At 63.3% G+C, this 25,216-nt stretch carries 24 protein-coding genes; 2 read left to right on the top strand and 22 right to left on the bottom strand.

The genetic code is table 11. The features are described 5' to 3' along the window. Positions 1–26 precede the first annotated feature (26 nt). Genes HHL27_RS11845 through HHL27_RS11765 form a run of 17 tightly spaced genes read right to left on the bottom strand, consistent with a single transcriptional unit; the run spans position 27 to position 15,257 of the window. Complete coding sequence (locus tag HHL27_RS11845; protein ID WP_169493594.1) at positions 27–1,451, bottom strand: conjugal transfer protein TraH; 1,425 nt, start codon at positions 1,449–1,451, stop codon at positions 27–29. A 1-nt stretch (position 1,452) separates the two neighbouring features. Continuing rightward, a complete protein-coding gene (locus HHL27_RS11840) occupies positions 1,453–2,289 on the bottom strand; it encodes a conjugal transfer protein TraF (protein ID WP_169493593.1) in 837 nt (278 codons plus the stop codon). Continuing rightward, entirely contained in the window at positions 2,270–3,991 is a 1,722-nt protein-coding gene (locus HHL27_RS11835) for a conjugal transfer protein TraN (RefSeq protein WP_169493592.1), read from the bottom strand. The genes HHL27_RS11840 and HHL27_RS11835 overlap by 20 nt, the downstream gene beginning before the upstream one ends. After that, positions 3,988–4,752 (bottom strand): type-F conjugative transfer system pilin assembly protein TrbC, encoded by a 765-nt coding sequence (gene trbC, locus HHL27_RS11830; protein WP_169493591.1) that lies wholly within the window; start codon positions 4,750–4,752, stop codon positions 3,988–3,990. Before trbC ends, HHL27_RS11835 begins: the two co-directional genes overlap by 4 nt. Further along, complete coding sequence (gene traU, locus HHL27_RS11825; RefSeq protein WP_169493590.1) at positions 4,749–5,777, bottom strand: conjugal transfer pilus assembly protein TraU; 1,029 nt, start codon at positions 5,775–5,777, stop codon at positions 4,749–4,751. The genes trbC and traU overlap by 4 nt, the downstream gene beginning before the upstream one ends. Further along, a complete protein-coding gene (gene traW, locus HHL27_RS11820) occupies positions 5,774–6,421 on the bottom strand; it encodes a type-F conjugative transfer system protein TraW (protein ID WP_169493589.1) in 648 nt (215 codons plus the stop codon). Before traW ends, traU begins: the two co-directional genes overlap by 4 nt. Then, positions 6,418–6,942 (bottom strand): S26 family signal peptidase, encoded by a 525-nt coding sequence (locus HHL27_RS11815; protein WP_169493588.1) that lies wholly within the window; start codon positions 6,940–6,942, stop codon positions 6,418–6,420. The genes traW and HHL27_RS11815 overlap by 4 nt, the downstream gene beginning before the upstream one ends. Continuing rightward, entirely contained in the window at positions 6,929–7,336 is a 408-nt protein-coding gene (locus HHL27_RS11810) for a TrbI F-type domain-containing protein (RefSeq protein WP_169493587.1), read from the bottom strand. The genes HHL27_RS11815 and HHL27_RS11810 overlap by 14 nt, the downstream gene beginning before the upstream one ends. Further along, positions 7,333–7,728: a hypothetical protein gene (locus HHL27_RS11805; protein WP_169493586.1), complete on the bottom strand. Its 396-nt coding sequence runs from the start codon at positions 7,726–7,728 to the stop codon at positions 7,333–7,335. Before HHL27_RS11805 ends, HHL27_RS11810 begins: the two co-directional genes overlap by 4 nt. A 30-nt stretch (positions 7,729–7,758) precedes the next feature. Continuing rightward, a complete protein-coding gene (gene traC / locus HHL27_RS11800) occupies positions 7,759–10,305 on the bottom strand; it encodes a type IV secretion system protein TraC (RefSeq protein WP_169493585.1) in 2,547 nt (848 codons plus the stop codon). Next, on the bottom strand, positions 10,305–11,072 hold the full coding sequence (locus HHL27_RS11795) for a conjugal transfer protein TraV (RefSeq protein WP_169493584.1): 768 nt from the start codon (positions 11,070–11,072) through the stop codon (positions 10,305–10,307). The genes traC and HHL27_RS11795 overlap by 1 nt, the downstream gene beginning before the upstream one ends. Continuing rightward, the gene (locus HHL27_RS11790) at positions 11,065–11,946 is read right to left on the bottom strand and encodes a DsbC family protein (protein ID WP_169493583.1); all 882 of its coding nucleotides are present in this window, start codon (positions 11,944–11,946) and stop codon (positions 11,065–11,067) included. The genes HHL27_RS11795 and HHL27_RS11790 overlap by 8 nt, the downstream gene beginning before the upstream one ends. Then, positions 11,943–13,280: a TraB/TrbI/VirB10 family type IV secretion system protein gene (locus HHL27_RS11785; RefSeq protein WP_169493582.1), complete on the bottom strand. Its 1,338-nt coding sequence runs from the start codon at positions 13,278–13,280 to the stop codon at positions 11,943–11,945. The genes HHL27_RS11790 and HHL27_RS11785 overlap by 4 nt, the downstream gene beginning before the upstream one ends. Next, a complete protein-coding gene (locus HHL27_RS11780; RefSeq protein ID WP_169493581.1) occupies positions 13,273–14,028 on the bottom strand; it encodes a type-F conjugative transfer system secretin TraK in 756 nt (251 codons plus the stop codon). The genes HHL27_RS11785 and HHL27_RS11780 overlap by 8 nt, the downstream gene beginning before the upstream one ends. Further along, complete coding sequence (locus tag HHL27_RS11775; protein ID WP_169493580.1) at positions 14,028–14,600, bottom strand: type IV conjugative transfer system protein TraE; 573 nt, start codon at positions 14,598–14,600, stop codon at positions 14,028–14,030. Before HHL27_RS11775 ends, HHL27_RS11780 begins: the two co-directional genes overlap by 1 nt. 12 nt (positions 14,601–14,612) lie before the next feature. Then, positions 14,613–14,900: a type IV conjugative transfer system protein TraL gene (traL, locus tag HHL27_RS11770; protein ID WP_169493579.1), complete on the bottom strand. Its 288-nt coding sequence runs from the start codon at positions 14,898–14,900 to the stop codon at positions 14,613–14,615. Between the two features lie 27 nt (positions 14,901–14,927). After that, the gene (locus HHL27_RS11765) at positions 14,928–15,257 is read right to left on the bottom strand and encodes a hypothetical protein (RefSeq protein WP_169493578.1); all 330 of its coding nucleotides are present in this window, start codon (positions 15,255–15,257) and stop codon (positions 14,928–14,930) included. Positions 15,258–15,605: 348 nt separating this feature from the next. On the opposite strand from HHL27_RS11765, the gene HHL27_RS11760 reads away from it, so the two are divergent. Both HHL27_RS11760 and HHL27_RS11755 read left to right on the top strand, forming a co-directional pair. Then, the gene (locus tag HHL27_RS11760) at positions 15,606–16,067 is read left to right on the top strand and encodes a transcriptional regulator (protein WP_169493577.1); all 462 of its coding nucleotides are present in this window, start codon (positions 15,606–15,608) and stop codon (positions 16,065–16,067) included. A gap of 47 nt (positions 16,068–16,114) precedes the next feature. Further along, positions 16,115–16,369, top strand: coding sequence for an AlpA family transcriptional regulator (locus HHL27_RS11755; RefSeq protein ID WP_206069549.1), 255 nt, complete (start codon positions 16,115–16,117; stop codon positions 16,367–16,369). A gap of 258 nt (positions 16,370–16,627) precedes the next feature. On the opposite strand, the gene HHL27_RS11750 is transcribed toward HHL27_RS11755, so the two are convergent. From HHL27_RS11750 to HHL27_RS11730, 5 genes are all read right to left on the bottom strand, one after another. Further along, positions 16,628–18,454, bottom strand: coding sequence for a UvrD-helicase domain-containing protein (locus tag HHL27_RS11750; protein ID WP_169493576.1), 1,827 nt, complete (start codon positions 18,452–18,454; stop codon positions 16,628–16,630). Positions 18,455–18,462: 8 nt separating this feature from the next. Further along, a complete protein-coding gene (locus HHL27_RS11745) occupies positions 18,463–20,295 on the bottom strand; it encodes an AAA family ATPase (RefSeq protein WP_169493575.1) in 1,833 nt (610 codons plus the stop codon). Between the two features lie 285 nt (positions 20,296–20,580). Further along, on the bottom strand, positions 20,581–20,955 hold the full coding sequence (locus HHL27_RS11740) for a copper-binding protein (protein ID WP_338114885.1): 375 nt from the start codon (positions 20,953–20,955) through the stop codon (positions 20,581–20,583). After that, complete coding sequence (locus HHL27_RS11735) at positions 20,952–24,086, bottom strand: efflux RND transporter permease subunit (protein WP_169493574.1); 3,135 nt, start codon at positions 24,084–24,086, stop codon at positions 20,952–20,954. Before HHL27_RS11735 ends, HHL27_RS11740 begins: the two co-directional genes overlap by 4 nt. After that, the gene (locus HHL27_RS11730; RefSeq protein WP_240959703.1) at positions 24,083–25,156 is read right to left on the bottom strand and encodes an efflux RND transporter periplasmic adaptor subunit; all 1,074 of its coding nucleotides are present in this window, start codon (positions 25,154–25,156) and stop codon (positions 24,083–24,085) included. The genes HHL27_RS11735 and HHL27_RS11730 overlap by 4 nt, the downstream gene beginning before the upstream one ends. Positions 25,157–25,216 lie beyond the last annotated feature (60 nt).

The raw sequence follows: 25,216 nt of genomic DNA, 5'->3' as shown, positions 1-25,216 counted from the left end.
CCCGCTTGGGTATGCGCTCTGGGGAATCAGTGGGTGAGGGCGCGGTTCTGGACGCCGCGCGACCAGTCGAGCGAGGCGGCCATGCCCGGAGACAGGGAGGCTGCGAGGACGTTCTCGATGAACGCCGTCTTCTCGATGATCTGCATGATCGCGTTGACCTTGAGGTGCGTGTTCGCCTGCCGGTCGGCTAGCGCCTGGCGCACCACGTTGACCTGGCCCTGCCACATGGCGATCTTCGCCTCGTCCGCGCCGATGAAGCTCGACATCGAGCGGCCGGCCTCCCCGACGATGCGGTCGAGAACGGCAAACAGCAGATCGACGCTTGCGATTTCGGCCAAGGTCTCACGATCATCAGTCGGCATGCCGCGGCCATAGGCAGCCTGCACCGTCAGGATCTTGTAGAGCGGCGCCGACGAGACCTGCAGCAGTTCCTTCTGCGCCTCGGTGATTGCCGTATCGTCGCGGATCGCCTGGACCATGCCGGCGATGAGCGCGGAGACACGCGGCCGCAGGGCCTTCGAGGCCGGCAGGCTCAGCGACTTGAATCCCGGATCAAGGCACTTGTCGGGCTCGTCGCAGTGAAAGATAAGGACATTGCTGCCGCTCGTGCCGTCGAGCAGCGACGTCACGAGGGTGGATGAGGATTCCCCGACGATCGGCACGAACTTGCCCGGCTCGTCATCCTTGGGCGGCACATAGATGATCGTGCCGAGGAGCGTCATGGCGTATTCGGCAAGCTCCTGGTCGAACGTGCCGTTCGGCGAGAAGAACGCGGACTTCTTGAGGATGGTCCAGGTGTAGTTGCGCGCGACGCCCGTGTTGACGTCGTCATACTTCCCTGCGCCCTGGGCGGTGGTACTGGCGCGCTGGCCTTTGGTCCCGCAGCCGTGCTTGGCAGCCGCATAGTCGGTGAAGATCCCCTCGGAATTGCCGATTGCCTCGCAGATCGCCTTGTCGGCGAGATCGCCCTTGGGCCAGATTCCGCCCACCAGACCCTGGGCCAGCTCGCAGCTGTTGATATTGAGATTGTTCATGAGCTGAGCCTTCTGGCTGAACTCCTGCATGATCTTCGAGCACTCGGGGCAGACCGTGTCGATCGCCAGGCTGAAGGCGAAGCCCACGGCATTGTTCGCGACCGCTTTCAGCATGGCCACGATCTCGCTCGCGTTGATGAAGCTGAAGGAGCCGGCAAAGATGTCGATGCCGCCGCAGCCGGCGCGGGCGCGTGGCAGTTGCAGGTTCGCGATATTGGTCGTCTTCTGCGGGAAGCGCGTCCAGATGTTGCCAAGGCTGTAATAGCCCGCCGATTGCCCCTGGAAGGCGGTCGGGCCGTTGACGTTTGCCGCGCCGCCGACATCGTTGAGGAACGAGTCCATCGAACTGCCGACGTCGGCGGAAACGCCGGCGAGGGGGAGGGTGGCCGCGACGATCGCGGCGATGACGCGTTTCATCCTAGTAGTCACGTCCGGCTTCCTTCGAAGTGAGGAGATAGATGCGGTCCTGAAGCTCGTCGGCGGACATCACGCCGTAGCCGATCGGTATCGCCTGGCCCTTAGCGGCATCCCACAGCACGACGGCCGGGGTGATCTTGGGCTCGAGCCCCATGCGGCTCCGCTGGTTGGTCTCGACCGTGTAAGCCGGGAAGTGCCGGGAGGGGCCGCCATCGGTCGAGATCGCGCGCACCGTGATATGCCAGGTCGTGGCGACGCTTTGCACGATCGGCGACATTACCTCACAGGCGCCGCAGCTCTGGGCGAAGAAATAGAACAGGCCGTAGCGTTCGGAGAGATGCGCCATCACCGCGTTGCGTTCCGCACCGCGCGCGTCCTGCCATTGTCGCTTGCCCAGCGTCGAAACCGGGCGCTGGAGCGTGTAATCGAGGTCTGGATCCTGCCAGATTGCCCGCTGCCAGACGTCGCTGAACAGTGATGCCCGGTCGAGCTGCTCGCGCTGGAAGCGAATGTAGGCCGTCACGTTGGCCGGTGTCGGCTCGAGGATCGCCTTCGCCTTGAGTTCCCGCAGTTCGGCGGTGACCGCGTCGAGCTGGCTTGTCGCGCTTGTCGCTGGCGGCGCCTGCGCGTTGTCTCGCTGGGGCGGCTTTGGCCGCGTACAATAGAACCAGTATCCGAGCCTGCGCTTCTGGCAGTAGAAGCTGTCCTGGCTGTCATCGGTTGTGACGAGCGGCGGCTCCCCGGCCCGCGCTGGAGCGGTGACAAAGGGATAGATGGTAGTGAAGGCGAGGCTGGCGGCCAGAAACCGCCGGCTGACCTTACTGGCGTGCGCGGGCATAATAGTCCTCGATCTTCTGCTGGATTTCTTGGGTTGCCTGCAGTTCGTCGGGCAGGCGGGCGGCATCGGTGAACTCGGCATAGACCTCGCTGAAGTCCATTTTCGAGAGGTCGAGCCGGGCAAACTCGTCGATGGTGAAGCCGAGGCACTGCTCGGTCTTGGGCTTGCCCCAGGGCTTGTTCAGCTGCTGGCGACCCTGCTCCTGGAGGATCCGCGACAGCTTGGATTCAAAGCAGCAGTAGACCTTCCGCTTGGTCAGGCACACGCCAAGGAACGAGGAGGAGCAATAGGTGCCGACGTAGGCGCACAGACCCTGCGCGTCCTTCTGATGAAGCAGCATCTCCTCGCGGCTGCAGCCGAGCGCCACGAGCAATTGGATGCCCGGGATGAGCGGGAAGCCCTTGCCCTTGCAGCAGTTGAGCACGCCGAAGACCTTGGATGAGCAGGTCTCGCGCGTTCCCTTGAACAGGGTGAGATTGTCGGGATCGAATTCGCGCCGGGCCTGGTTCATCGCGTTCAAGGCAACGACGGCATCCTTGAACTCGTCATTGGCCTCGCGCTCGATCGTCTCGCACGACCCGTCGATGCAGTAGACATCGCCATCGCAGATGAACTGATTGGTGGTCGCCGGCTGGTCGGGCACCGGGCAGTCGTAGACGCGCTCCCAGGTCCGGCAAGGCTCGTCGGTCAGGCAGTCTTCGCGCACCAGATTGCAGCCGGGCGTAGTTTCGAGCGCCTGGCAGTCCTGCGCTTGCGTGAACTTCGCACAGGTATAGCTGCGCGACCAGGCCCAGCATGGCTGTGTGACGGAAACCCCATCGACGATGCGCGTGACCGGATCGCTGTCGGTGCAGCTCTCGGTGTCCTGCTGGCAGGTGCTGTCTGATGCTAGCCCCGCGCATTGGCTCTCGTCGCGGGTTGTCGTGACGACGTTCTCGCCGGTCACCGTGTACGGCGTGGCGCCATCGATTGGCGCCGTGCAGCTCATTTCGTTGATCGTAAACGACGTACAGCCGAACGAGGGGTCGCAGATGTTGACGGGGATGGACTGAACGAGGCGGCATTGCGGCGCGGGGTAGCGCGCGCAGTCGTAAACCGCGTTGGGGTCGCCCGAGGCGGGCAAACAATAATAGCCGTAGGCCTGCCGCTGCTCGACTTTGGCGACCAGCGCGACCGGGCAGTTCCGCGTTTCCTGGGTTGCCGTATAGCCGGTGTTGCAGGTGGCCATGTACCGGCCGGCGGTGCCGCTCCCCGGAGGCAGGGGAACGCAGCGCCCCTGGCTGCCGCTTATGCCCATCCCGCTGGTATACGAGAGTGGGTCGCCGCCGATGACCTTGCTGCGCGCGATGGTGGCATCGAGGTCCTGCGGTGCGAAGCGCGCGCGCCGGTCCATTGAGTCCCGCATCGTCCGGTAGCCAGTGCTCGACGTCGCCTGACTGGCGGCCTCCCGGCTCATACGGTCAGGATCGTCGAAATAACCCGACTGGCTCGGCACGCCGCCGAAATTGGGGATGCGGCTCGCATCGGGATCGGTGGTGGCGGCCCCCTGTGCTGCGGCGGCCTTGTCGCGGCCGAAGGCCTTGCCGTCCGCTTTTGCCGCATCGGTCGTCGTCTGGGCACGAAGCGGTACGGCCGGGTTGAGGGCAGTGACAGCAAGGCAGGCAATGGCCCACTTACCAATCAAGGGGAGCAGCCGTTTCATGGGACGGGCCTTTCGAGGCGGGCAAGATGTTGGGCGGCGAGCAGCGCTCCGGGGCCGCCGCCGCGCGCGAAGGTCTCCAGTGCGTAGTGAGCCGTCACGTTGCCGGTCATCCGGTCGTGCGGGGGAACCTCGCTCTGGCAGTCAAATCCGTCGCACAGGTCGAAGTCGCTGCTGGTAACGACATAGGTCGGAGCGGTATCGATTCCGAAAGCGCGGAACAGCCGAGGATCGATCCCGACGCCGTCCAGTTGCTCGCCTTCACGGGCGACCTTGGACAGTGTGGCGGTCAGCGCCTTGGCGCTGTTTTGCGGCAAACCCCGAAAGACCACGACGCCGCCGGCGTGAGTCACATCCTCGATCATCGCGCGAAGCGCCGTCGGTGGCATCGAAGTGCTGGCGAAGGCGATGAACCGGGGCGCTTGACCCATGCCTTCGCTCGTCATCGCGCCCGCGGCGGCGACCATCTTGTCGAAATCGAAGGTGCTGTCTGGACCGAGCCGTTTGGCCGTCGCGGCTTCCTCGACGTAGCGCTTGCCGTGGGCCTCAGCGTCTGCCGCGCTCGTTTTTGCCTCGTCGGCCACCCTTTCGGCGCGGGAACGGGCATTCGCCGCGAGGGCGTCGGCTTCGGCCGCTTGCACGGCGGCACGCGCGCGGATCGCCTCCAGATCGAGGTCGGATCCTGCGGTCTGCGCCGCGGCGCCAGCAAAAGCGGCAACGCTTGCAATGCACGCGATTACAGCCAGATGAGGAAATGTCTTCATAGCGCACAACAGTTCCGCTTGCGCCAGACCAGATAGCCCATGTCCTCGCCGATGGCGGGGTAGACCTGGCCTGCCGACATGAATGTGGTGGAAGCGCCAATGGGCGCGCAGGCGTAGCGGCCCTTGGTCTGCGGATTGGGATTGGTGGCCTGAAAGCGGTATTGCTGCTTGCGCATCACCGGCATCAGGTATTTGCCGCAAAGACCTTTGCTGCCCATCGTGCCCCAGGCGACCAGCTCGCGGTGAAGCTTGTAGGAGAAGCGGGCAAGCGCGAGCCGAGAGGCCTGGACGTGACCGATCGTCGCCGAGACGTTGCCGTTGAGCGGGTACATGGTCCCCTGGCAGCCGGCGCACCAGAACAGTTCGTCGGTTGGCAGTTTCGCCGTCGCCGCCACGCAATCGGCGGCACATGCGGCAAGCGCCAAGGGATTGGCAAAGAGGACCGCCTCGGGATTGATGATCGCGGTGAGTTCGCTGTCCTGCCAGAGCGGGTCGATCTCGGTGATATAGAGAATGTCGATCGAGCCGGACTCAAGACACAGGAAATCCGCGACGATCTCCATCCAGTAGATCAGCGGATAGGCATACCAGTGGACGTGCCACTGCGAGTTGTACTGCGTCGCACCGCCCACGGCCGAGGGGCCGGCCATCGACTTGAAGCCGATGTTAAAACCGGGATCGAGCTTCATCCCACCCAGATTGACAAAGCACCACGGCTTCATGCTGACGTCGGCAAGCCGGACCGGCTCCCAAAAACCCATCGCGATCCCGGGCCTGAGGCCGCACAGACAGACAGGGAGCGCCGGATTACCCGTGTCGGGGCGGCTCGAGGGCCAGATCTTCAGGCCGCCGATCGAGATCGGGAACAGGCAGGACCAGCATATGTCGGTGATGGGGTTGACGAACTTGCCCGTGCAGCGGCCCGGCCCTGCGGAGGCTTGAGCGGGTGCGCTGACCGCAAGGCTCAGGCTCGCGAACAGCAATATGCCGCAAAGCCATGCGAAGATGCCCTTTTTCCTGTTCATGACGGGGTTCGCTCCTGCGGCTTGATCGGCAACTCCTTGACGATGAGGATGCGGCCCTGCTGCTCGACGGTGGCCGGCACCGCGCGAATGCCGAAGTGCTTCACGAGGGTGCCGCCCTGGTCGAAATAGAAGCGGCGCTGGCGGGCCTTCATGAGTTCGAGCGGGGCACCGCGCACGAGGATCAGCTTCGCGGCGGTTGGACCGAAACGTCGGCTCGCCCAGGCCAGCTGAGCGGGATCATCGCCGTCGAGGAAGACCAGGGGAGCACGCAGCGGAACCGTGTCGAGTGGATTGACCCGCGTACCAGCCGCGATGATGGTCCGCCCCTTGTCGTCGGCGATATCCCGTTCGACCGTGATCGTCGGATCGAACCGCCACACCCGGGTATCCGCGGCCAGGCTCACGCCGGCGACAGGTTCGGGCCGGTTGACCCGCGCGATGGTCCGCCGCTTCAACTCTTCGTTGAGCCTTGCGGTCTCGCCGGTCGCTTCCAGATGCTGGAGACGTGCGTGGATCTGTCGAAGCAGATCCGGCTCGATTACCGGCCAGACAGCGCCCTGCAGACCGTAGTCGCGCGCTGCGGCAGGGACTGCACCGACCGTGCAGCCAAGGAGGAGGCCGAGGGCGAGGAGGCGGTGTGTCACAGGATCGGCCTCCCCACACCCAGAATGCGCTGACGGCAGATCCAACCGATCGCCGCATAGCGACTGTCGAAGCCGTCCTTGTGCCCGGTCGTCACGAAGTAGCAGCCTCTGGGCACCGTGCCGGTAGGGCCGAGGGCCAGCGGCTCGCCCCGCCGGCTCTTGAGCTTCGCCTTGGCGACCTGGCGGCCGTTGACGAAGTAGACGCGGTCCTTTTCGGTGACGACGTCACCCGGCATGCCGCTGACACGCTTGCCGAAGGGTTTCGGCTCCTTGCCGAAATGCTTCGCGAGGAGCGGCGAGGCTGGCGGATCGAACAGGATGATATCGCCGCGCTGCGGAGCGGCTCCGCGGTCCAGCCAGATCGCCCAGTAGGGCAGGCTCGGGCTCGCGTTGATCATCAGCGCATGGCCTGCCGCAAAGGCGGCCAGCGACGAGAGCGCGAATGCCCCGGCGCCGAGACCACTCCAGAGCGCTACGCGGCGCCATGTCTGGGATCTGAGGATGATATCAGCGGCGCGCATCGGGAATGGCTCCCATCCGGCGCTCGACATCGACGCGCACGGTTTCGGTGAGGTCGGGGGTGCTGCCGGCAACCACAGCTTCGGCGACCAGGACCGTGCGTCCGTCGCGCGCCAGGCGCTGGACGGATGCCTCGACCGCCTGGAGGTAGGCTTGCACCCGCTGCTTGGTTTCTTCCGGCGTCCGCCCCGCGCGAGCTTCGGCTTCGATGAAGTCGCCCATGATGCGGCTCAGTTGCACCGTCACGACCTCGCGCTTGCGCAGATCGAGGAGTGCTTGGGTCGCCCAGACGCCCCAGAGGGTTGAACCGAGCATGCTCAACGCAAGCGCAATCGCAGTTAGGTTGAGCCCCGAAAACCGCCTCGAAATACTTGATGTTGCCAGAATGTTCTTCACAGCTCTTCCTCCCGGAGTCCGTCGGCGACCTCATTGAGGAAGCGCGGCATGCGCCAGATCGCCATCAGGGTGGCGAGACCGATGAGACCGAACTTCAGTTCTTCGACGAAGCCGGACTGGCGAGCGGCATCGGCCGACAGAAAGCGGTCGGCCAGATTGGCGATCTGCGCGAAAAACACGTCCACGCTGCCGCCCGAAATCATCAGGACGAAGAGCAGCGGCAGGCCAAGCGTCATCAGATAGGTCGAGGCCAGGAATCCGCCGGCCTTGATGAGGATGAAGCAGGTATCCGCGGCGTGCCGGCGCCAGGTGGGCCCGGGCGGAAGATCGAGGTCTTCGTCCAGCTGGGGTTCGTGAGCCCGATCGAAGGGAGTGACGACATGAAGAGGCATGGAAACAAAATCCTTTAATAAAGGGAGATTTCAGGAGCGATTGGCGAAGGCGATCCGCTCGATCGCGTCGGCGAGCTGGTGGCCTCGGGCGATCTCGGCGTCGATCGCGGCAAAGGTCTGCGGAGAGCTCGAAAAGAGCGTCGCCGAATAGTCGTCGAGGACGAGTCGGCCGATCGCCTCGGTTTCCGGCCCCTTGATGAACACTTCCGAATAGTCGTTGCCCGAGCGCTTGAGGCTGCGGATCAAGGTCTCGGTCCGGTCGTCCATGTCGAGGCGCTTCGATGCCTTGAAGTCGGCGATGGTCTCCGGCTTCTGCTGGAGGATCAGCATCCAGTCGCTGTTTTCGAGTGCGGCGGTCGCGCCATCGGACTTGTAATAGTCGTTGAGCGATTGGGTCGCGGTGGCGAGCGCCCCGCCGTATTTGCGGCAGGTGCGGGCATAGGTCTCGACAAACTCGCCCATCGAGCCGCCCTTCAGCATCGACCACGCCTCGTCGATCAGCAGCAGCTTCCGAACCGAGCGAGGGCTGCGGGTCATCGCCTGGCTGGTCATGAACATGATGGCGGACAGCACAACCGCGCGCAGTTCCTCCCGGCTCGCGAGGTCCGACATCTCGAAGACCGTGAAATCGGCATCGAGGTCGAGGCTGGCCTGCCCCTCGAAGAAGGCTCCGTAGGTCCCGCCGGCCATGAACGGAGCGAGAGCCGTCGCGAGATCCGCGGCGGCCTCGCTGCCGAGCGCCACAAGCGCATCGCCTACGGCGGTGATGCTCGCATCGGCGCCATGTTCGTTCCACACGGAATTGACCGCCCGGTCGATGAGGCCGCGTTCGGTATCGTTGAGGCGGGCGGAGTGCCGGGCCATCTGACCGACGATGGCCTTGATCATCCCGAAGCAGTCGAGGCGGTAATCCTCGTCGGCCTGAGCTCGCGTGGCATCGATCATCGAGAAGGGATTGAGGCAGAAGCCCGCCTTCATCGTGAACTCGACGAAGCGTCCGCCCTGAAGCTTGACCGAATGCTCGAAGCTGCGGCCATCGTCGATGACCACCACCTGCGCGCCCGCCCCGCGCAGCGCTGCGCACATCTCCTGGAGCAGCACCGATTTGCCCGAGCCCGACTTGCCGCAGATCGCGACATTGTGGTTCCCGGCATCATTCTCGAACGGCGACCAGAAGAAGGGCTGGCCCCGGCGTCCGACGAAGAGCAGATGCGGATGAGCACTGCCCAGATATTCGCCCTGCATCGGGGCGATGTTGGCGGCCGTCGTCGACAGCACCGTCTTGAACCGCTTTAGCCGCTCCATATCCGCGCCAAGCCCGTCGGCCAGCGTCAACGGCATGGCTGCCAGCAAACCCTGGACCTGGAGATAGCGCTCGTCGGCGAGATCCCAGCCGGCAGCCTTGTAGATCGACTTGATGGCCCGCTCGTGCCGGTCGCCCGATCCAAGCGGCGAGAAGGCCGTCAGGCCGTAGAAGACCCGGACAAGCCGGCGCCCTTCCTGGAGCTCGGACTGTACATGCTGCCACTCGGCTGCCTGCTCGCCGATGCGCGGCAGGAAACGGGCGCTGCGCGTGCCGGAAAGGCTCGTCGTGCGCATGAACTTGAATCCAGCCTTTGCCGCAGCGGCTTCCTGATCGGGATAGACCAGGCAAAGCATGGTCGCGGTGGGACATGGGAAACGCAGCTTGTCGGTGAAGAGGTCGCCGATCAGCCGCGCGCATTCCCACGGCGCCCATCGCTGCGGCATGTTGCGCGACGCATAGTGCCGCACGTCGAAGGCGTCGGGATAGACGGTGCCGATCTCGGGCACGCCGTCGTTGACCTTGCCAGTGGGTCGGAACCGCTCGGTGCGGAGCTGCATCCGGTCCTCGTGGACGACGAGTTCGATATCGTGACGGATGGCTTGGGCAGCAATCGGGTCGTTGGGATTGTAGGGAACCGCATCGTCCTGCGGTGCGGTTGTCGGCGAGGTCAGATCGTCGATCACCGCGATGAGTTCCTGCGGACCCACTTCGGCCACACCGAGGTTCAGGGACTTGAGCATCGCGATCAGGCCGTCGCGGGTGTGCTTGAGATCCTCGTTGCTCGTCGCCTTTGCGGCGGGAACGCCGACCGACACGATCACCTGGTGATGGCGGGCATGGAACGGGGCATCGCTCGAGCCCGACTGCCAGACGAGACTGTAGAGCCGCTTTGCGCGGTGCCGGGCGATCGCTTCATAGACGCCGCCCTGGACGTAGCGCGGTGCAAACCAGGGAGCGACGATCCGGCTGATGCGAGGGCTGGCAAGATGCAGCACCTGGAGGCAAGCGCCCGCGGGCAGCCCCTCGGAGAAAAACTGCCCCAGGATCTCGCCGGTCCGTTCGTCGGCGCCGATCAACGGGGTCACCGAAAGGATGAAGCCCTTCGACCGCGCGTTGAAATAGAGCCGGCTCTGGGGATCGTAGACCCGGTAGGGAAGCCAGTCCGACAGCATGTCGAGCATCAGCTGGGGGCGGCCCTTTTCGGCATGCTCCGCATCGCCCAGCAGACCCGAGAGGACCCGGTCGACAATCGACTTCAGTTTCTCGGCCATCACCTGTGATCCTTGTTGGGCGCGGCCTTGGCCGCTGCTGCCTTGGCGGCTTCGATCGCCTCGATGCTCGGGAAATTCGGGGGCGTCCCCTGGACAAGAGGCCGAGGGGTTCGATCATGCGGGGGCAGCACGTCGAACCCCTCGACCGCCGGCGCCTTGGCACCGGCAATGGCCTCGCGCGCCGTGGAGGGGAGGACCGGCGGCGAGGCAACTTGCGTGTCGGGGGCGGGAGGAGCGGCGAGTGAAAAGGGCGAGGCGTCTGGCACGGCATCGGATGCTCCGCGCGCCGGCTCGGACTCCTCGATCATGTTTGACGGCGCATCATCGGCAATGGCCTCCGTCCTTTGCTGCGCCGATTTGAGCTTTCGCCGCAGCTCGCGCATGAGCGGCGGTGCGGCATCGTCGCCGGGCCTGCGCCGCAGCTCGGCCGCCCAGCGCGGATTTTCGATGACGGCCCAGGCGACGGCTTCGTCGTGCAGCGTTCCCGCCTCATCGACATGCGCCGGAAACACGATCTTGAGCGTGCGCTCGGACGTACGCGACGTATCGCCTGCGGCGACCCCTGCTCGCACCCGGGCCAGCTCGGTAGACGCTGCCGCGCTATCGATTTCGGTGGTGGCACGCGCATCGATCACGTGGGAGGGGGCGCAGTCGCCCTTGGGCGCACGGCAGGTGAAATCGCCTTTGACGTTGGTGCCTAAGGTGGCGCAGCCGCTCACCAGGGCAGCGAGGCAGACGCACGCGGCTAGGCGCATGGGATTAGCCATGGGTTTTGTCCTTTCCGGAATCGGGGGTGGGGGCGCCGGAGAGGAAGGCGCGCAGTGCCGCCGCGGGGCGGAAGCCTTCGAGGACCGCGCCATCGGATGGGCGGACAATGACCGGCGTGCCGCCAAAGCCGTGCGCCTTCGCGAAAGCTTCGTTGGCGTCGAGGCCGCTGGTATCGCACGGCTTGGGATTGGCGAGCGCCAGCCCCGAATAGGCCATATGGAGCGCAATTTCCGGCCGGGCCGCGCAGATCACGCGCTCGGAGTCCTTGCGGCTTTCCGCCCCGAAGATCGAAATCGGTCGTTCCTCGACCCGCGCGCCGATCGCCTTCAATTCGGCTTCGAGCTTCTTGCAGTAGCCGCAGTGGAAATCGGAAAAGACGACCACCCTCGGACCATTGGCCGGTCCCCAGGAAATCGCGCCGCTGGCCGGAAGTTGGCCAAGCGAAACGCGCGCCGGAACGCTCGCGCGCTGCGGGGGAGGGGCATCCTCCCCGCCTGAACGCCGGGCTGCGCCTGCTGCGAGGAGGTCGGGATTAAGCGCCAGCAGACGGGCAGCCGTCAGGTCTTGGCGCGCCTCCATGTCATAGACCCGCCCAATAACCAGATATTTGGCCGCGCGGTCGACGTAGAAGAGCGTCGACTTCGAGGCGACCTCGCACAGGCCGCCAAGCCCCTTGCAGGTGATGGCGTCGATCGGCGTCTTGGGAAGGCGCAGCTTGAGCGCTGCGCGCACCTTGGCGGTATCGGGTCCGCTGGCAGGGGAGGCGAGACTGGCCACGCCCCAGCCGGTGGCGGCGGACAGGGTGATCAGAGCGGCAATGCCTGCCGCGGGACGAAGCCAGCGGCTTCGCCCTTGCTTGGGGGCTTCAATCATCGGGAGTTCCTCACGTAAACGCCGTCGAGAAAGACGATTTCGACATCGATGCCGGTCGGCATCTCGACCACGGGCTGGTACTGTTCGGCGCGTTCGATCAGGTATTTGCTGACCGTATCGGCGGCATCTGCCGCGCCCTGGCCGAACCCTCCGCCGACAATGTCGCCGGCGGAGAGTTTCGACCGGCTGCCGTCGGGATTGGTGCGCGTCGCGGAGAAGGTCGAATTGGCGTTGGCGGAAAAGCCGCGCCCGAACCCGCCGACGATCCCGGCGAGCAGCGCCTGTGTCACGAGATTGCCCTCGCGGCTCACGACACGCCCGCGCACCCCGGACTTGCCGGCAAAGCTGATGAAGCCTTTGACCTCGCTCACGGCGACGCGCCCGCCAGGCTGATCGCAGGTCATGCGGGCGAGCTTGACGTAGACCTTCTCCGACGAGAGATCTCCGCGCGCCGCGCCGTTGACCACGCAGCCCTGGATCCGGGTTGTCAGTACCTTGCCGTTTTGCAGGACCGATCGCGCCGGCCCGGTGATCCTCAAGACCACCGGAAGGGGATCGGTCTGGCTTGCAACCCCAGCAGAGGCATCGACGCCGACAATCACGCGCGCCGATGCGTAGGAGTTCGGCGGCAGATAGTCGGGCGAGTCCTCGACCACAACCGGCGGCGCTTCTGGTCTGGTTGCCTTCAGGCCGCCGGTGTTCGCCTTGTCCGAAGCAAAGCTCATCAGCTTCACTTCGCCGGGGGCAGGGACGGTCGTCTCCCCGCCAGCCACGGCGGCTGCTCCGGCCTGCGGCGGGAGCACAGTGCGGCCACGCGCGTCATACCCGCCCGCCTGCGGTCCGTATGCCGGCGCGGTGGAAGACGGTGCCGGGGCGGAACCTTGCGCAGCAAGCCGGGATTTGAGGTCCGCATTCTCGGCCGAGATCGCGTCGATCGCGGCCTGACCATCGACCCGCATGGCCTGGTTCTCCGCTTTGAGAGCAGCGAGCTGGGCCTCGACCTCGTTTCGTGGGACAGCCGCGTCCTTGAGCGCCTTCTGCTCGCGCGTCACCGCGTCGAGGCGGTTTCCATAGGTGGCGACAAATTCGCGCTGCGAGAGATCGCGGTTGACGAGCCCGGCCGTGTCGATGGTACGGGCCGCGTCGGGATCGTTCGACTTCGCCTTGTCGTCACTGCCCAAGATGAGCCAACTGCCGCCGGCCAGGGCAATCGCGCCGATGGAGGCGAGAAGCAGCTTCTGCCGTTTGGCGGTTCGGGCGTTGAGACCGGCCGCTTCCGACGGCGAAGCAGGTTCGGCCTGCAGGGGAGGCTGAAGGTCGTGCGTGTCAGTCATGGCTGCTCTCCCCGTTCATGCCGACCACGAAGGCGGTCGTGCTGGAGCCGGGGTCGAGCGCCGGATTGGCGATCGAGACGGCCAGGCTGTCCTTCGGCGCAAGGTCGCGCTCGGAGAGGTTCAGCCGTTTGGATCCGCGGTTGGTGACCCGGATGACCTTCCCGGCGAGGCTGGCGCCCCGATAGTCGGCGACGAGCTGGACCTCGATGTCGCCGATGCGGGCGGGCACGGCCGAGGACTGCCGTACCTCGAAGCCTTCGATGGTCCGATCGTTGGCCATCGCCTGGACAAGGCGAACCGCGCTCGTGGCGAGCGGGGTCTCGGCTTCCCAGCGGGCCGCGTCATTCTTGGCGATTGACGGATTGGTGATGAAAACCTGAGCCGCAGGGATGCTCTCGACCTGGCAGGCAATCTTGTAGACGAATCCCTTCTTGGTCGTGGCAAAGAAGCTGATTGACCTCGCCGCGTAGGTCTCTGGGACCGATACGTAGATGTCGCCGCGCAGCGGTTCGTTGGTGACCGCGAAGTCGTTGTACGGTGTGCCCGTCGATATCTTCGACACGCTGGCGAACTGATCGTCGACCAGGGCGAAGCGCGTGAGTTCGCGGGCCGAGACCACGCACTCGATGCCAGCGCCATCGGCGGCTTGCTTGAACTGGTCGGCGAAGGCCGGCCCGGCGACGCATGCGGCGATCGCCGCAAGACCATGCAGGGCGGCTCGCGCACGCCTCTGGGTTCGGTAAGCCATCACTGGGCCTCCTTGGCTTTGTCTTGGTTGGGGAGTTGGACGAAACCCGACAGCGCGAGGCGCAGTCCTCGGTAGGTCCAGTTGAAGCGGAAGCGGCGCTCGTCGCTGGCGATGACCTGAGCGCCAACAAACGTCTTGAGCGTGCCAGTCACGTCCGACGTCAGTCCCTTCGGGTCCACCTTCATCGAGCGAATGACGAACGCCTGGGTGACATCCGAACCGCGCTGCTCCTCGACGATGCGAACGAGGTCAGCCTTGAGACCCCCGTAGCTGGCCGGATCGGCAAGCTTCAGGATTTCGTTCATCCAATAGTCGAGGCCTTCTGGGCTCCGGTTCAGGAGAATGAGCGCGGTGTCACGGGTGACGAGCTCGAGATATTCGGCCTGCACGCCGGCGCTGGTCACGGTCAGTTGCTTGGGCAACGTCGGAAGCAGCACGACCTCGCGGTCGCGGGTCGCGGCAAGGCTGGTCGCGATGACCAAGGCAAACCCAAGTCCCGTGCTGGTCAAGGCCAGGAGATTACGCTGGCGCAGCAGCGATTGCTGGCGCTCGTGTGAAATGTCGGCAAACATGGGTTTCTCCCCTCAACCGGCAAGCAGACGGCAGTGGGAAGGCGGCGTCGACCTGAGACCCAGAAATCCGGCCGGCAGATACCAATATGCGGCATGGGCTACCCAGGAGCTGGCGCGTCCTGCTTTTGCCTTTCGCAGCGCGAACCAGGCGCCGAAGGCGACAACGATGCCGATGAAGATATGCTGGCTGAGGATCCCCCAGGTGAAGGGGACGATCATCCCGGCGAACTCGTCGATGGTCCAGAAGCCGATGAGCTCCGGGTCGTCGAGCCGACGAGGAATGATGTATGGGTCCGCCATGAAGACGCGCCTTCCCGTGCCCGACCGTCAGATGACCGCGGTCACGACCGAAGTGACGATCGGGACACCCGTGCCGACGCCGATGCCGACGCCGACCGGAACCGCGACCTGTCCGAGCGAGAACCGGCCCGAGGCGAGGCCGATGAGACCGCCGGCGAGACTGAGCACGGTGATGATCTTGCCGCCCGAGCCTTCGAGAAAGTCGGTGAACTTGGTCAGTGCCGGGGTGAACGTCGTGTCGGCGCCTGCGTAAGCTGCGCTCGCGGCAAGAGCGGCGAGCGCGACCGGGATGGCAAAGTTGACGGCCTTGCCAAAGCCGTTCGCGCCGATGCGCCGGGGGAGGGTGAGGGACTGCATATGGAGCTCCGTCTGGAGGGGGGAACACAGCGTCCTTTCGTTCGCTGTGCCTTCCACATGCATCTAGGAAATCGGTGTAGGAAAGATCGGGAGGTGCAAACGCCCGGAACGCGGACTGATGCGGACAGATCAAATCAGCACTGCCGGTGATTACCGCATCAAATGGCGGAATATGTGGAATGTTCTGGCGACGAAGTCCGTCATCTGCGTCGACGATCTCCGGCGACTCATCGTCTGGGAATGATTCGCCTACAAACGAGAAGTTCCGTATATGTTCTTTTCATTTTCCTACATGCGGGGGAACGGGATATGGCTGCGACTCATCCCTGCCAATGAGGAGAATCGGCCATGCACCCAACCCCATCAACGACCGGCCAGGCTAATCACAGCCTCGCACGCATCCTCGCTCACGCTGTTGAAGCGGCTGACAAACCGAAACACCAGGTCGCCCGCGAGGTCGGCATGCACAGGGAGACATTGCTGCGGGTCATGCGCGGCGAACGGCCGATAGGGCTTGATGAAGCCGCTTGCATTCTCGTCGTTTGCGGGGCTTTCCCCCGCGCCAGCATGATCCTCGCCCTCGCCGGGCAAGAAGATTTGGCGTGCGAGTGGATGCGCAGCGAGATGGGCGAGTTTCTCGAGGAATTCTTCAGCGCCTTGCCGGGCCACCTTGATCGAACCTTAGGTCGCAGGGTCGCGGATTTGAGGCCACGCTGGGCGAATGGCACTTCACAGCTCGTCGCGCGCATGCTGGCCAAGCACATCGACGACTTTGCCAACCGTGACATAGCGATGTCGTTGCCACGATGATCCGAAGCCTCGGAGGGGACCGAGCTTTACCAAGACAGGAATGAACAATGACGGCTGCTCCCCAGAACAAAGTCTCATCCTCCCCCTGTGAGGAAGCGGCAACTTTGCCTGCCCGTCTCCTGCGTTTGCCAGAGGTGATGGCGCGAGTGGGAATGAAGCGCTCTGCCATTTATCAGCGTATGAGCGAGGGCAGGTTTCCGAAATCGCGATCGCTTGGCCCGAAATGCGCCGTGTGGGTGGAAGCGGAGATCAACGACTGGATCCAGTCAATCGCGGAGTATTCGGGCCGCACAGATTCGTGAACTGTGCCATTCGGAATTCTCGCGCTTAGTCGCGCGGATGAGTCATCGATCCCCGTCGAGATTCTCACCATCCCAATGCTCTGAACGAGGAGCAACTCTTGCTTCGGGTGGCTCATCGTACGACTTTGCCTTTTTGACCGTTCTCGCCCCAGTTTCAGCAATTCAGAAGACCATTTCGAATTTTTGAAAGTTGCCACACATTCCGGAGACCGAAGGACGAGCCGGCTGCTTTCCAACACATGAGTAAGGGACGGCCCGTTAATCCGGTTCGGGGATAAGCAAGACGCAAACGTCGTCCTTCGGGGACATGATCGTCGTGCGAACCTTTGCGCGGGTGACGCTGACTCGGAGATTCTGTCGGGCCTGCGTCATCGCGCCATCACGGTAATTGCCGCCAACGATGCGGTCGGGATTGCCGACAATCTCGCCCTTCACCCGCTTCGGCCATCCCTCGAATATGATGACCTCATCAAACTGCTTTCCCTTGGCTTTGTGCATGTTCATCACAACGACGCCCGACTCAGGCTTTTGCGCCGTCGCGAAATGTTCCTGCACGAACGCTTGGCGCGTGATCCCGAGGGCATTTCGATAGCCCCCGAAGTTCCGCCAATCCTGAGATAGGCCTTGGCGGAGCTGGGTCCCCCGTTCCAGCAAGCGGACATTTCGAACTTCCTTGGCAATCTCGGCGAGGCGAGCACACCCTCCGCCCTCGAGGACCGCTCGTATCGCCAACCAATCAGCATTGGGGTCGCCGCTAAGCTTCACTGCCGCAACGGCCTGATGAACCGCAAACGTGGCTTGGAGGACGCTATTCGCCGCCGCAGGCTTGCCTTTCGCGACGCAGTCGTTCCACTTCGCCAAAGCGGCCCGGAAGCGAGCAGCTTCAGTCAGATCACCTTTGGTCGGCACCGCCCCGCCTCGCCCGTGGAAGAAGCTGCAAAGGACGTCGACGAACTCGTCGAAGCAGCTGTCATGATCGCGCTTCTGGAGCAGGAATGCGATGACCTCTGCCGCCAGGATCGGCCCCTCCATATCGACAGCCGCTGTGTGCGCTATTGGCGGCACGTTGCCGAAGGGTTCGCAAAGGTTGTCAGAAACGAGTCGGGTCATCCGCTTCGTGGGAACGAGGATCGCGAGCGACCAGTCTCGATGGCCGGATTCGATGAGCCGCTTCCTAGCCTTCAAGACCTGGGCGACCAACGAGGCAAAGGCTTGGTTGGGATTTGAAGCGAACCCCTCATAATCGATACCCTGATAGGGCTCTTGCCGAAATTTGCCTGTTAAAAGGTCGTTCCCGAAATGGGTAATATCCGTTCCCTTGCTCCGATGGTTCTCCCCAGCAAGATCGTGGGTGGACGGCTTGAATGCGTCCTTGAAGTGGTCGAGGCGCTTCGGATCAGCACCGATGAAATCAAAGATGCGCTGCTCGGGGTCGGCCAGCGCGATGAGCGTACTGCTCTTTCCAATCGCCTCGACTGCGCGCCATTGCTCGGCGCTGGTGTCCTGAAATTCGTCCAAGATGATGAATGGGTACATCGTCGAGATCAGCTCGCGGACCTTTGCGGAGCCATGAAGGAGGATGGCAACGCGCTCCGCAAATAGATCGAAGCATACTTTGCCCTCCTCGGTCGCCAGTCGCATGCGCTCAGCGACTTCAAGAGCAGCTTTTTGCGCCTTTTCATCGTCAGATAGTTTGGAATTGGACTTAAAGCCGCTTCGGATGGCCGACAACGCGATCGCCTCATTCGGTGGCGTCAGAATTGTCATCCTACGGGGAAATCCGACGAGGTATCCGTGGGCTTTGAGGATGCGCCAGAAGAAGGAGTGGTAGGTATCGACCTCGATCCTCTTTTTCACTTCCTTCGTAACCGACTGCTCCTCGTCGATGGCCTCGAACACGCGAGATACAGTCGCGCGCGCAAAGCTCAGGAAGAGAATGCGTTGCCCTGGCCTGAGCGTTTCACGAGAGATGTTCGCCGCTTTAAGGATCGAAACCATGGTCTTCCCAGAACCCGGCCCGCCAACGACAAGCTGGTGCCCGTCGGCCTTCAAGACGTCCTTCTGAGCTTCCGTCAGATCGACCATTGCGCCCTCTATTCGACAGGCTCAGCGTTGGCTTCCACTCCGTCCCCCGGGGGAGGCGCAGGCGGCATTGGCGGCGGATCGCAGATGGCCTTGAGCGAGATGCATGCATCCCGAATCCACGTCGGTATCTCAGCTTCCGTGCACTGGGCCAGGAAATCAGCGATCCCCCAGTTGCCCTTCGACCACCCGAAATATTCCTTCAGAGCTGCAATCGCGTTGGCTTTTGGATCGGGAAATTTCGCGGCCAGATGCGGCGGCCAATCAAGCGCATCGGCGAATCGCTCAAGGGCGGCTTGGGTCGTGTTCTTCAGGATGAGATCCTCGATCCCCTTTTCTTCGTGCATGAAAAGGCGCTCGACCTGCGCCTCAATGTCCGCCTTCGCGGGATCAGTCTGCTTGTCACACAGCCCGAACGTCCGCTTTCCGAGCCCCTTATAGAGGCCGGCGAGGTCCGCGATTTGGGTCTCAGTGCCAGCGTCGATTACGCAGATGCCGAGCGCCTCCAGCGAAGCATAAACGGCCGGGTTCAGCTCCGACAGCCGTCGCGCCGCGACTGGGAACGCACTTGCCTCGGTCGCGCCTTCTGCGATGAGCACCCGCCGTGACAGCAGGCCCTCGCAAAAGCGCGTGCGGAATTCCTGACGATAGCGCTTGTGCTTGACGCTATCGGGGAGAGCAATCTCGGCGTGCGATAGGACGCCATCGTTCGATCGCGACAGGATCACCGTCTCATCGAGCTTGAACTCCTCGAGGACGTAGGGCGAGTGCGATGTAACGATTGACTGGGCAGCGAGCTTGCGCAGCTCGTGGACAATGCGCTTCTGAGCATATGGCGGGATCGCTGTCTCGACCTCCTCCATCGCGAAAATGACGTTCTGCTTATCCTCGGCGATCTGCGAGAGCATTGCCAGGACGAGCATATTGATCGTCCCTGTTCCCTGTCGATAGAATGGTGCAGCGTGGTCGCCATCCCCTGTCGCGATGAAAGCGGTCACGACCTTACGGAGATGCTCCCGGGTTAAATTTGAGACCTTGAGATGGGGCTTCACGCCCCACTCACGCGGGACATACTTTTTCAGAGACTTGTCGATGCTTTCGAGAACCCCGGAAATCCCGATCGCTGGGTCGCTCGCCACGTCGAACGCGGCGAGCGTCCCGATCGTGCCTTCCCACATCTGCGGCCGAATCTCCTTCAGCCGCAGGATGATATCGAGCAGGCTTCCATGCTCAAGGCTCAGCGCCCGTGATCCAGTTCTTAACGAGCGCAGGAAGAGGAAACCGCAGTGTTGTTTGTCCTTCTTCGAGAAGGGCGTTGGTGTCTCTTCCTCCGTCAAACTCCGCGAATAATAGGTCTTGCCGACGAAATCGTCCTCATCGGGATCATATGAGCCGAGAAAGGTGACCCGAAGCGCCGCTCTAATATTCGAGGCATCGACACCCGCCGGATTTTCGTCAGTATAGAAAGCGCCGGATACAACGTCGAGCCATTCAATGCTCCCGCCAAACCGCGCCTGTTGCTCCTCGGAAAGGTCGGTGATGACTACTTCGACAGTGATCTTTGGCGCATCTGCCGGTTCTACTAGCGCTGCTCCAGCGGCCTCGCCCTCTACCTCTGCCTCCTGTGTGGCAACGGCTGCAAGATACTTGCCCCCATAGAAATCATGCTCGTCGACTGGTGGCCGGCGGCTCAGTCGATCAGGACCCAATGCAAGATCAATGGCTTCGAGGACCGTCGACTTGCCGGTGTTATTATCACCGATCAGTACGGCATGGTCGGGCAGTACCAGTTTGGTCAAGCGGATGCCGCGGAAATTCTCGATCGCAACGGAATAGATCTTCACGGTGTCCCCCTAGCGCAAATTGTCTATCCCAGTTGCGCTTACGAACATTAGCCCACTATCGCGGAGGCGTCATCCGATCCTGTGGACTGCCCGATCTTCGTAACGCCGAAGGGTACGAAACTATACCGTCAGGCTGAAGTCGTGTTGGACTTGCTCGACCGCAAACCTACTGAATTCACTCAGGGAGACGGGGAAATCGTGCAGCTCTGAAAATGCCGCTACGCCGATCAAGGGCGGGCAGAGCCAGCCCAGGATCCATCTAGGGCTTGCGCTGGCTTGCTCAGCTCACTTCGAGGCATTCTCAATTTTCGTGACTGTCCCGGCCTTGCCATCCCAGTCGATCTCGAAGCTCACCTTGTCACCGACCTTGATGCCAGAGAGCAGATCCGGCTTGATGGCAAATCCCATTTTCATGGCGGGCCACTGGAGTTCCGCGATCTCGCCGTGATCCAGCGTCACCATGCCCTTGGCCGCGTCGATCTCGGTCACAGTCCCGACACCCTTGCCATGCTTCATCTCCATGGCCATCGGCATGTCGGACATGCTGCCAGCATTTGCGGCAGCACTCTCAGCGGGTTTCGGCGCTTCGGCTTCCTTCTTACAGGCGGCGAGCGAAGCCACCAGGGCAAGGCTCGACGCAATTATCAGGGATTTTTTCACTTCACTTCTCCATCGGGTTGAACATGCGCTTGGGATTTGCGGCGCATCAGCAGATAGGCCGCGGGAATGATGAGCATCGACAACAGCGGTGCGGTCAGCATGCCGCCGACTATCGGGGCGGCAATGCGGCTCATGACTTCCGAACCGGTGCCGCCACCGACCAGAACCGGAAAGAGACCGGCGAGGATCACCGCGACCGTCATCGCCTTGGGCCGCACACGCAAAAGCGCGCCTTCGCGTACTGCTGCGGCAACGTCGCCATCTTCGCGCGCTTCCAGTGCCTGCTTGAGATAGATCAGCATCACCACGCCGAACTCGGCGGCAACGCCAGCGAGCGCGATGAACCCGACCGCGCTCGCCACCGACTGATTGTAGCCCAGCAAGTAGAGCAACCATAGGCCGCCGGTCAGCGCGAATGGCAGCGTGGCCATGATCAAGAGCGCTTCGTCCCAGCGGCGGAAGGTCAAGTACAGCAGGGCAAAGATGATCGCTAGCGTCACCGGGATGACCAGCTTCATCCGTTCCTTGGCACGGACGAAAAACTCGTACTGACCGGTATAAGAGATGCTGACGCCGGGTGGGAGTTTGACTTGGCTGGCGATCGTCTGGCTAATGTCATGGACCAGCGTCTGCATGTCGCGGTCACGGCCATCGACATAGATCCAGGTGACCGGCCGGCCGTTTTCGCTTCGCAGCATCGGCGGGCCGTCGCTGACTCTGATCGAGGCGACGGTTCCGAGCGTGATCTGCTGACCCGAGGGCGTTAGCACCGGCAGGGCTGCAAGTTTGTCCGGGCTATCGCGAATTTCGCGGGGATAGCGCAGACTGATCGGATAGCGGGCGAGACCTTCGACGGTCTGACCGATATTCTCGCCGCCGATCGCACCCGAGACCACTGCCTGGACATCGGCGACGTTCAGCCCGTATCGGCCCGCTGAGTTGCGGTCGACATCGACATCGATGTAACGCCCGCCGGTCAGCCTCTCGGCTAGCGCAGAAGCTACGCCGGGCACGCCCTTGACCACTTGTTCGATCTGCTTTGCCGTGCGGTCGATCTCGGCCAGGTTGGCCCCCGCGACCTTGATCCCAACCGGGCTCTTGATCCCGGTTGCGAGCATATCGATGCGGTTGCGGATCGGCGGAATCCAGAAATTGGCGAGGCCCGGCACTTTCACCCGTGCGTCTAGCTCATCGACCAGCTTCTCGGGTGTCATTCCCGGACGCCACTGGTCGCGCGGCTTGAAGCGGATCGTCGTCTCGAACATTTCGAGCGGAGCGGGATCGGTCGCGCTGTCGGCACGGCCGGCTTTGCCGAACACGCTCTCGACCTCGGGCACGGTCTTGATCAACCGGTCGGTCTGCTGAAGCAAATGGCCAGCCTCCGCCGGTGAGAGGCCCGGCAGCGCCGAGGGCATGTAAAGCAGGTCACCCTCGTTCATCTGCGGCAGGAACTCGCCGCCAATCCGGGACATGGGCCAGAGCGTGGTAGCGAAGATCAGGGCGGCGATCAGCAGTGCCTGCTTTGGCCGGTCGAGTACCCAGTCGATTGCCGGACGATAGATGTGCGCCAGCCAGCGGTTGACCGGGTTGGCTTCCTCGCTGGGAATGCGTCCCCGGATAAGCAGCCCCATCAGCACCGGGATGAGTGTGATCGAAAGGAACGCGGCCGCCGCCATCGCAAAGGTCTTGGTGAAGGCGAGCGGCGCGAACAGGCGCCCTTCCTGCCCCTGCAAAGTGAATATCGGCAGGAAGGAGAACGTGATGATGAGGAGGCTTAGGAACAGCGCCGGGCCGACTTCTTCGGCGGCGAGTGTGACAATCAGCCAGCGTGTGGGCTTGTCCGGCTCGCTGTCGGGATGGGCCTGACGCCAGCGTTCGAGATGCTTGTGGGCGTTCTCGATCATCACCACCGCCGCATCGACCATGGCGCCGATGGCAATGGCGATGCCGCCCAATGACAGAATATTGGCGTTGAGGCCCTGCAGCCGCATCACGATGAATGCGATCAGGATACCAAGCGGCAGCGTCAGGATTGCCACCAGCGCCGAGCGCACGTGCCAGAGGAACAGCGCGCAGACGAGCGCGACAATGACGAATTCCTCAACGAGCTTGTGGCCCAGGTTCTCGACCGCGCGGTCGATTAGCCCTGAACGGTCATAAGTCGAAACGATCTCGACACCGGGCGGCAGGCTCTTTTTGAGTTCCTCGAGCTTTGCCCTGACGCCGTCGATCACCGCCCTCGCGTTCTGTCCTTGGCGCATGACAATGACGCCGCCGGCAACTTCGCCTTCGCCATTGAGCTCGGCGATGCCGCGCCGCATCTCTGGTCCGACCTGGACGGTAGCGACATCGCCCAGCGTCACAGGGATGCCGCCCGCCGCAGTGCGGATCGGCACGGCGCGGAAGTCGTCCAGGGTTTTGAGGTAACCGCTCGCGCGCACCACATATTCGGCGCCGGCCATTTCGACACTCGCTCCGCCAGTCTCCTGGTTGGAACGCTTCAGGGCTTCCGCAACCTGATCGGCGGTGACCCCGTAAGCCGCGAGCTTCTGCGGATCGAGCACGATCTGGTACTGCTTGACCATGCCGCCGATGCTCGCGACCTCGGCGACACCGGGCACGGTCTTGAGCTCGAAACGCAGGAACCAGTCCTGGATTGAACGTAGTTGGGCGAGATCGTGCCGACCCGTCCTGTCGACCAGCGCATATTCGTAGATCCATCCGACCCCGGTTGCATCGGGACCGAGAGATGCCTTCGCCCCTTCGGGGAGGCGGCTTTGCACCTGGCTCAGATATTCGAGCACGCGGCTTCGCGCCCAGTAGAGATCGGTGCCGTCGTCGAAGAGCACATAGACGAAGCTGTCGCCAACAAAGGAATATCCGCGAACCACCCGCGCGCCCGGCACCGAGAGCATAGTCGAGGCGATGGGATAGGTGACCTGGTTTTCGACGATCTGCGGCGCTTGACCGGAGTAGGTCGTGCGGATGATCACCTGCACGTCGGACAGGTCTGGAACCGCGTCGACTGGCGTGGTCCTAACGGCCATTACGCCGACTGCCGTCAGCACCAGTGCCGCCGCAATCACCAGATTGCGCGCCCTGACCGAGGCGCGGATGATGGACGCGATCATTTGCCGCCTTCCAGCGAGCGCGCAGCGATGCCGGTCAAACTTGCTTCGGAATCGAGCAGAAACTGGCCCGAGGCGACGACCTTCTCGCCAATACTCAGGCCCTGAAGGATTTCGGTCTTGCCGCCACCTTCACGGCCCGTGCGAACCTCGGCAGGGCGGTATCGACCATCGCTCAGCGCGAGCATGACGAGGATGCGCGCGCCAGTACGGATCACCGCCTCGCTCGGAACGAGGAGGGCCTGGTTCTGATCGCCGCCGAGGGCCACACTTGCGAACATGCCAGGGCGGAGCCGTCCGCCGCGATTTGGGAGTTCGATGCGCACGGTCAACGTTCGGCTTTCGGGCTGCGTCGTGGGTAGGATGGCGATTATCCGCCCGGTGAAAGTCTCGCCGGGAAAGGCGGCAAGCGTCGCGTTCACGCTCTGGCCAATGCGAACTGCGCCAGTCTGCGCCTGCGGCACTGCGGCGTTGAGCCAGACCGATCCGATGCCAGTAACTTGCGCCAATGTCTGGCCCTGGGCGAGCGTCACGCCTGCACGAGCATCGAGTGTCTGGATCACGCCCGCTATCGGCGAAGAGATGGTCACTGTGCCATTGGTCCGTCCGGTGCGCTCGACCTGGGCGATCAAACCGTCTGACATGCCCATCAATTTGAGTCGCTGCCGTGCTGCGGCAGTCAGGTCCGGCCTACCGAGCCGTCTCACGGCAAGGAACTCGCCTTGTGCGCCACCCCATTCGGGCAGTTGCACATCGGCGATCGGTGTCCCCGCGCCGATTACATCGCCTGGGGCGCGGCCATAAACCCGAGTGACAAAACCGCCGGATCGCGCCTGAACGATCGCCACGTTCCGCTGGTTGAAATCGATCGTGCCGGTGACGCTGAGCGCGGACGGTAGGCTGCCGACCTCGGCTGCGACGACCCGCAGCCCAAGGTTTTGGCGCGCGGCGGGATCGATGTTGATTCCGGGCACTGCGTTCGCGGCAGGCGCTTCATCTGCGTACTTGGGGACGGTTTTCATCCCCATCGACGAAAGCGAATTGGGATTGTCGTAGTGCTCGGCCGGCACCATCGGATCGTACCAATAGAGGATCTTGCGTGCTGCTTGCGTCGATCCGGCTTCGCTTGCGGT

The sequence above is a fragment of the Novosphingobium olei genome, assembly GCF_012927405.1.
Classification (GTDB): Bacteria; Pseudomonadota; Alphaproteobacteria; order Sphingomonadales; family Sphingomonadaceae; genus Novosphingobium; species Novosphingobium olei.
Note: the sequence above shows the minus strand (reverse complement) of the source record. Positions and strands in the feature narration are given on the sequence as shown.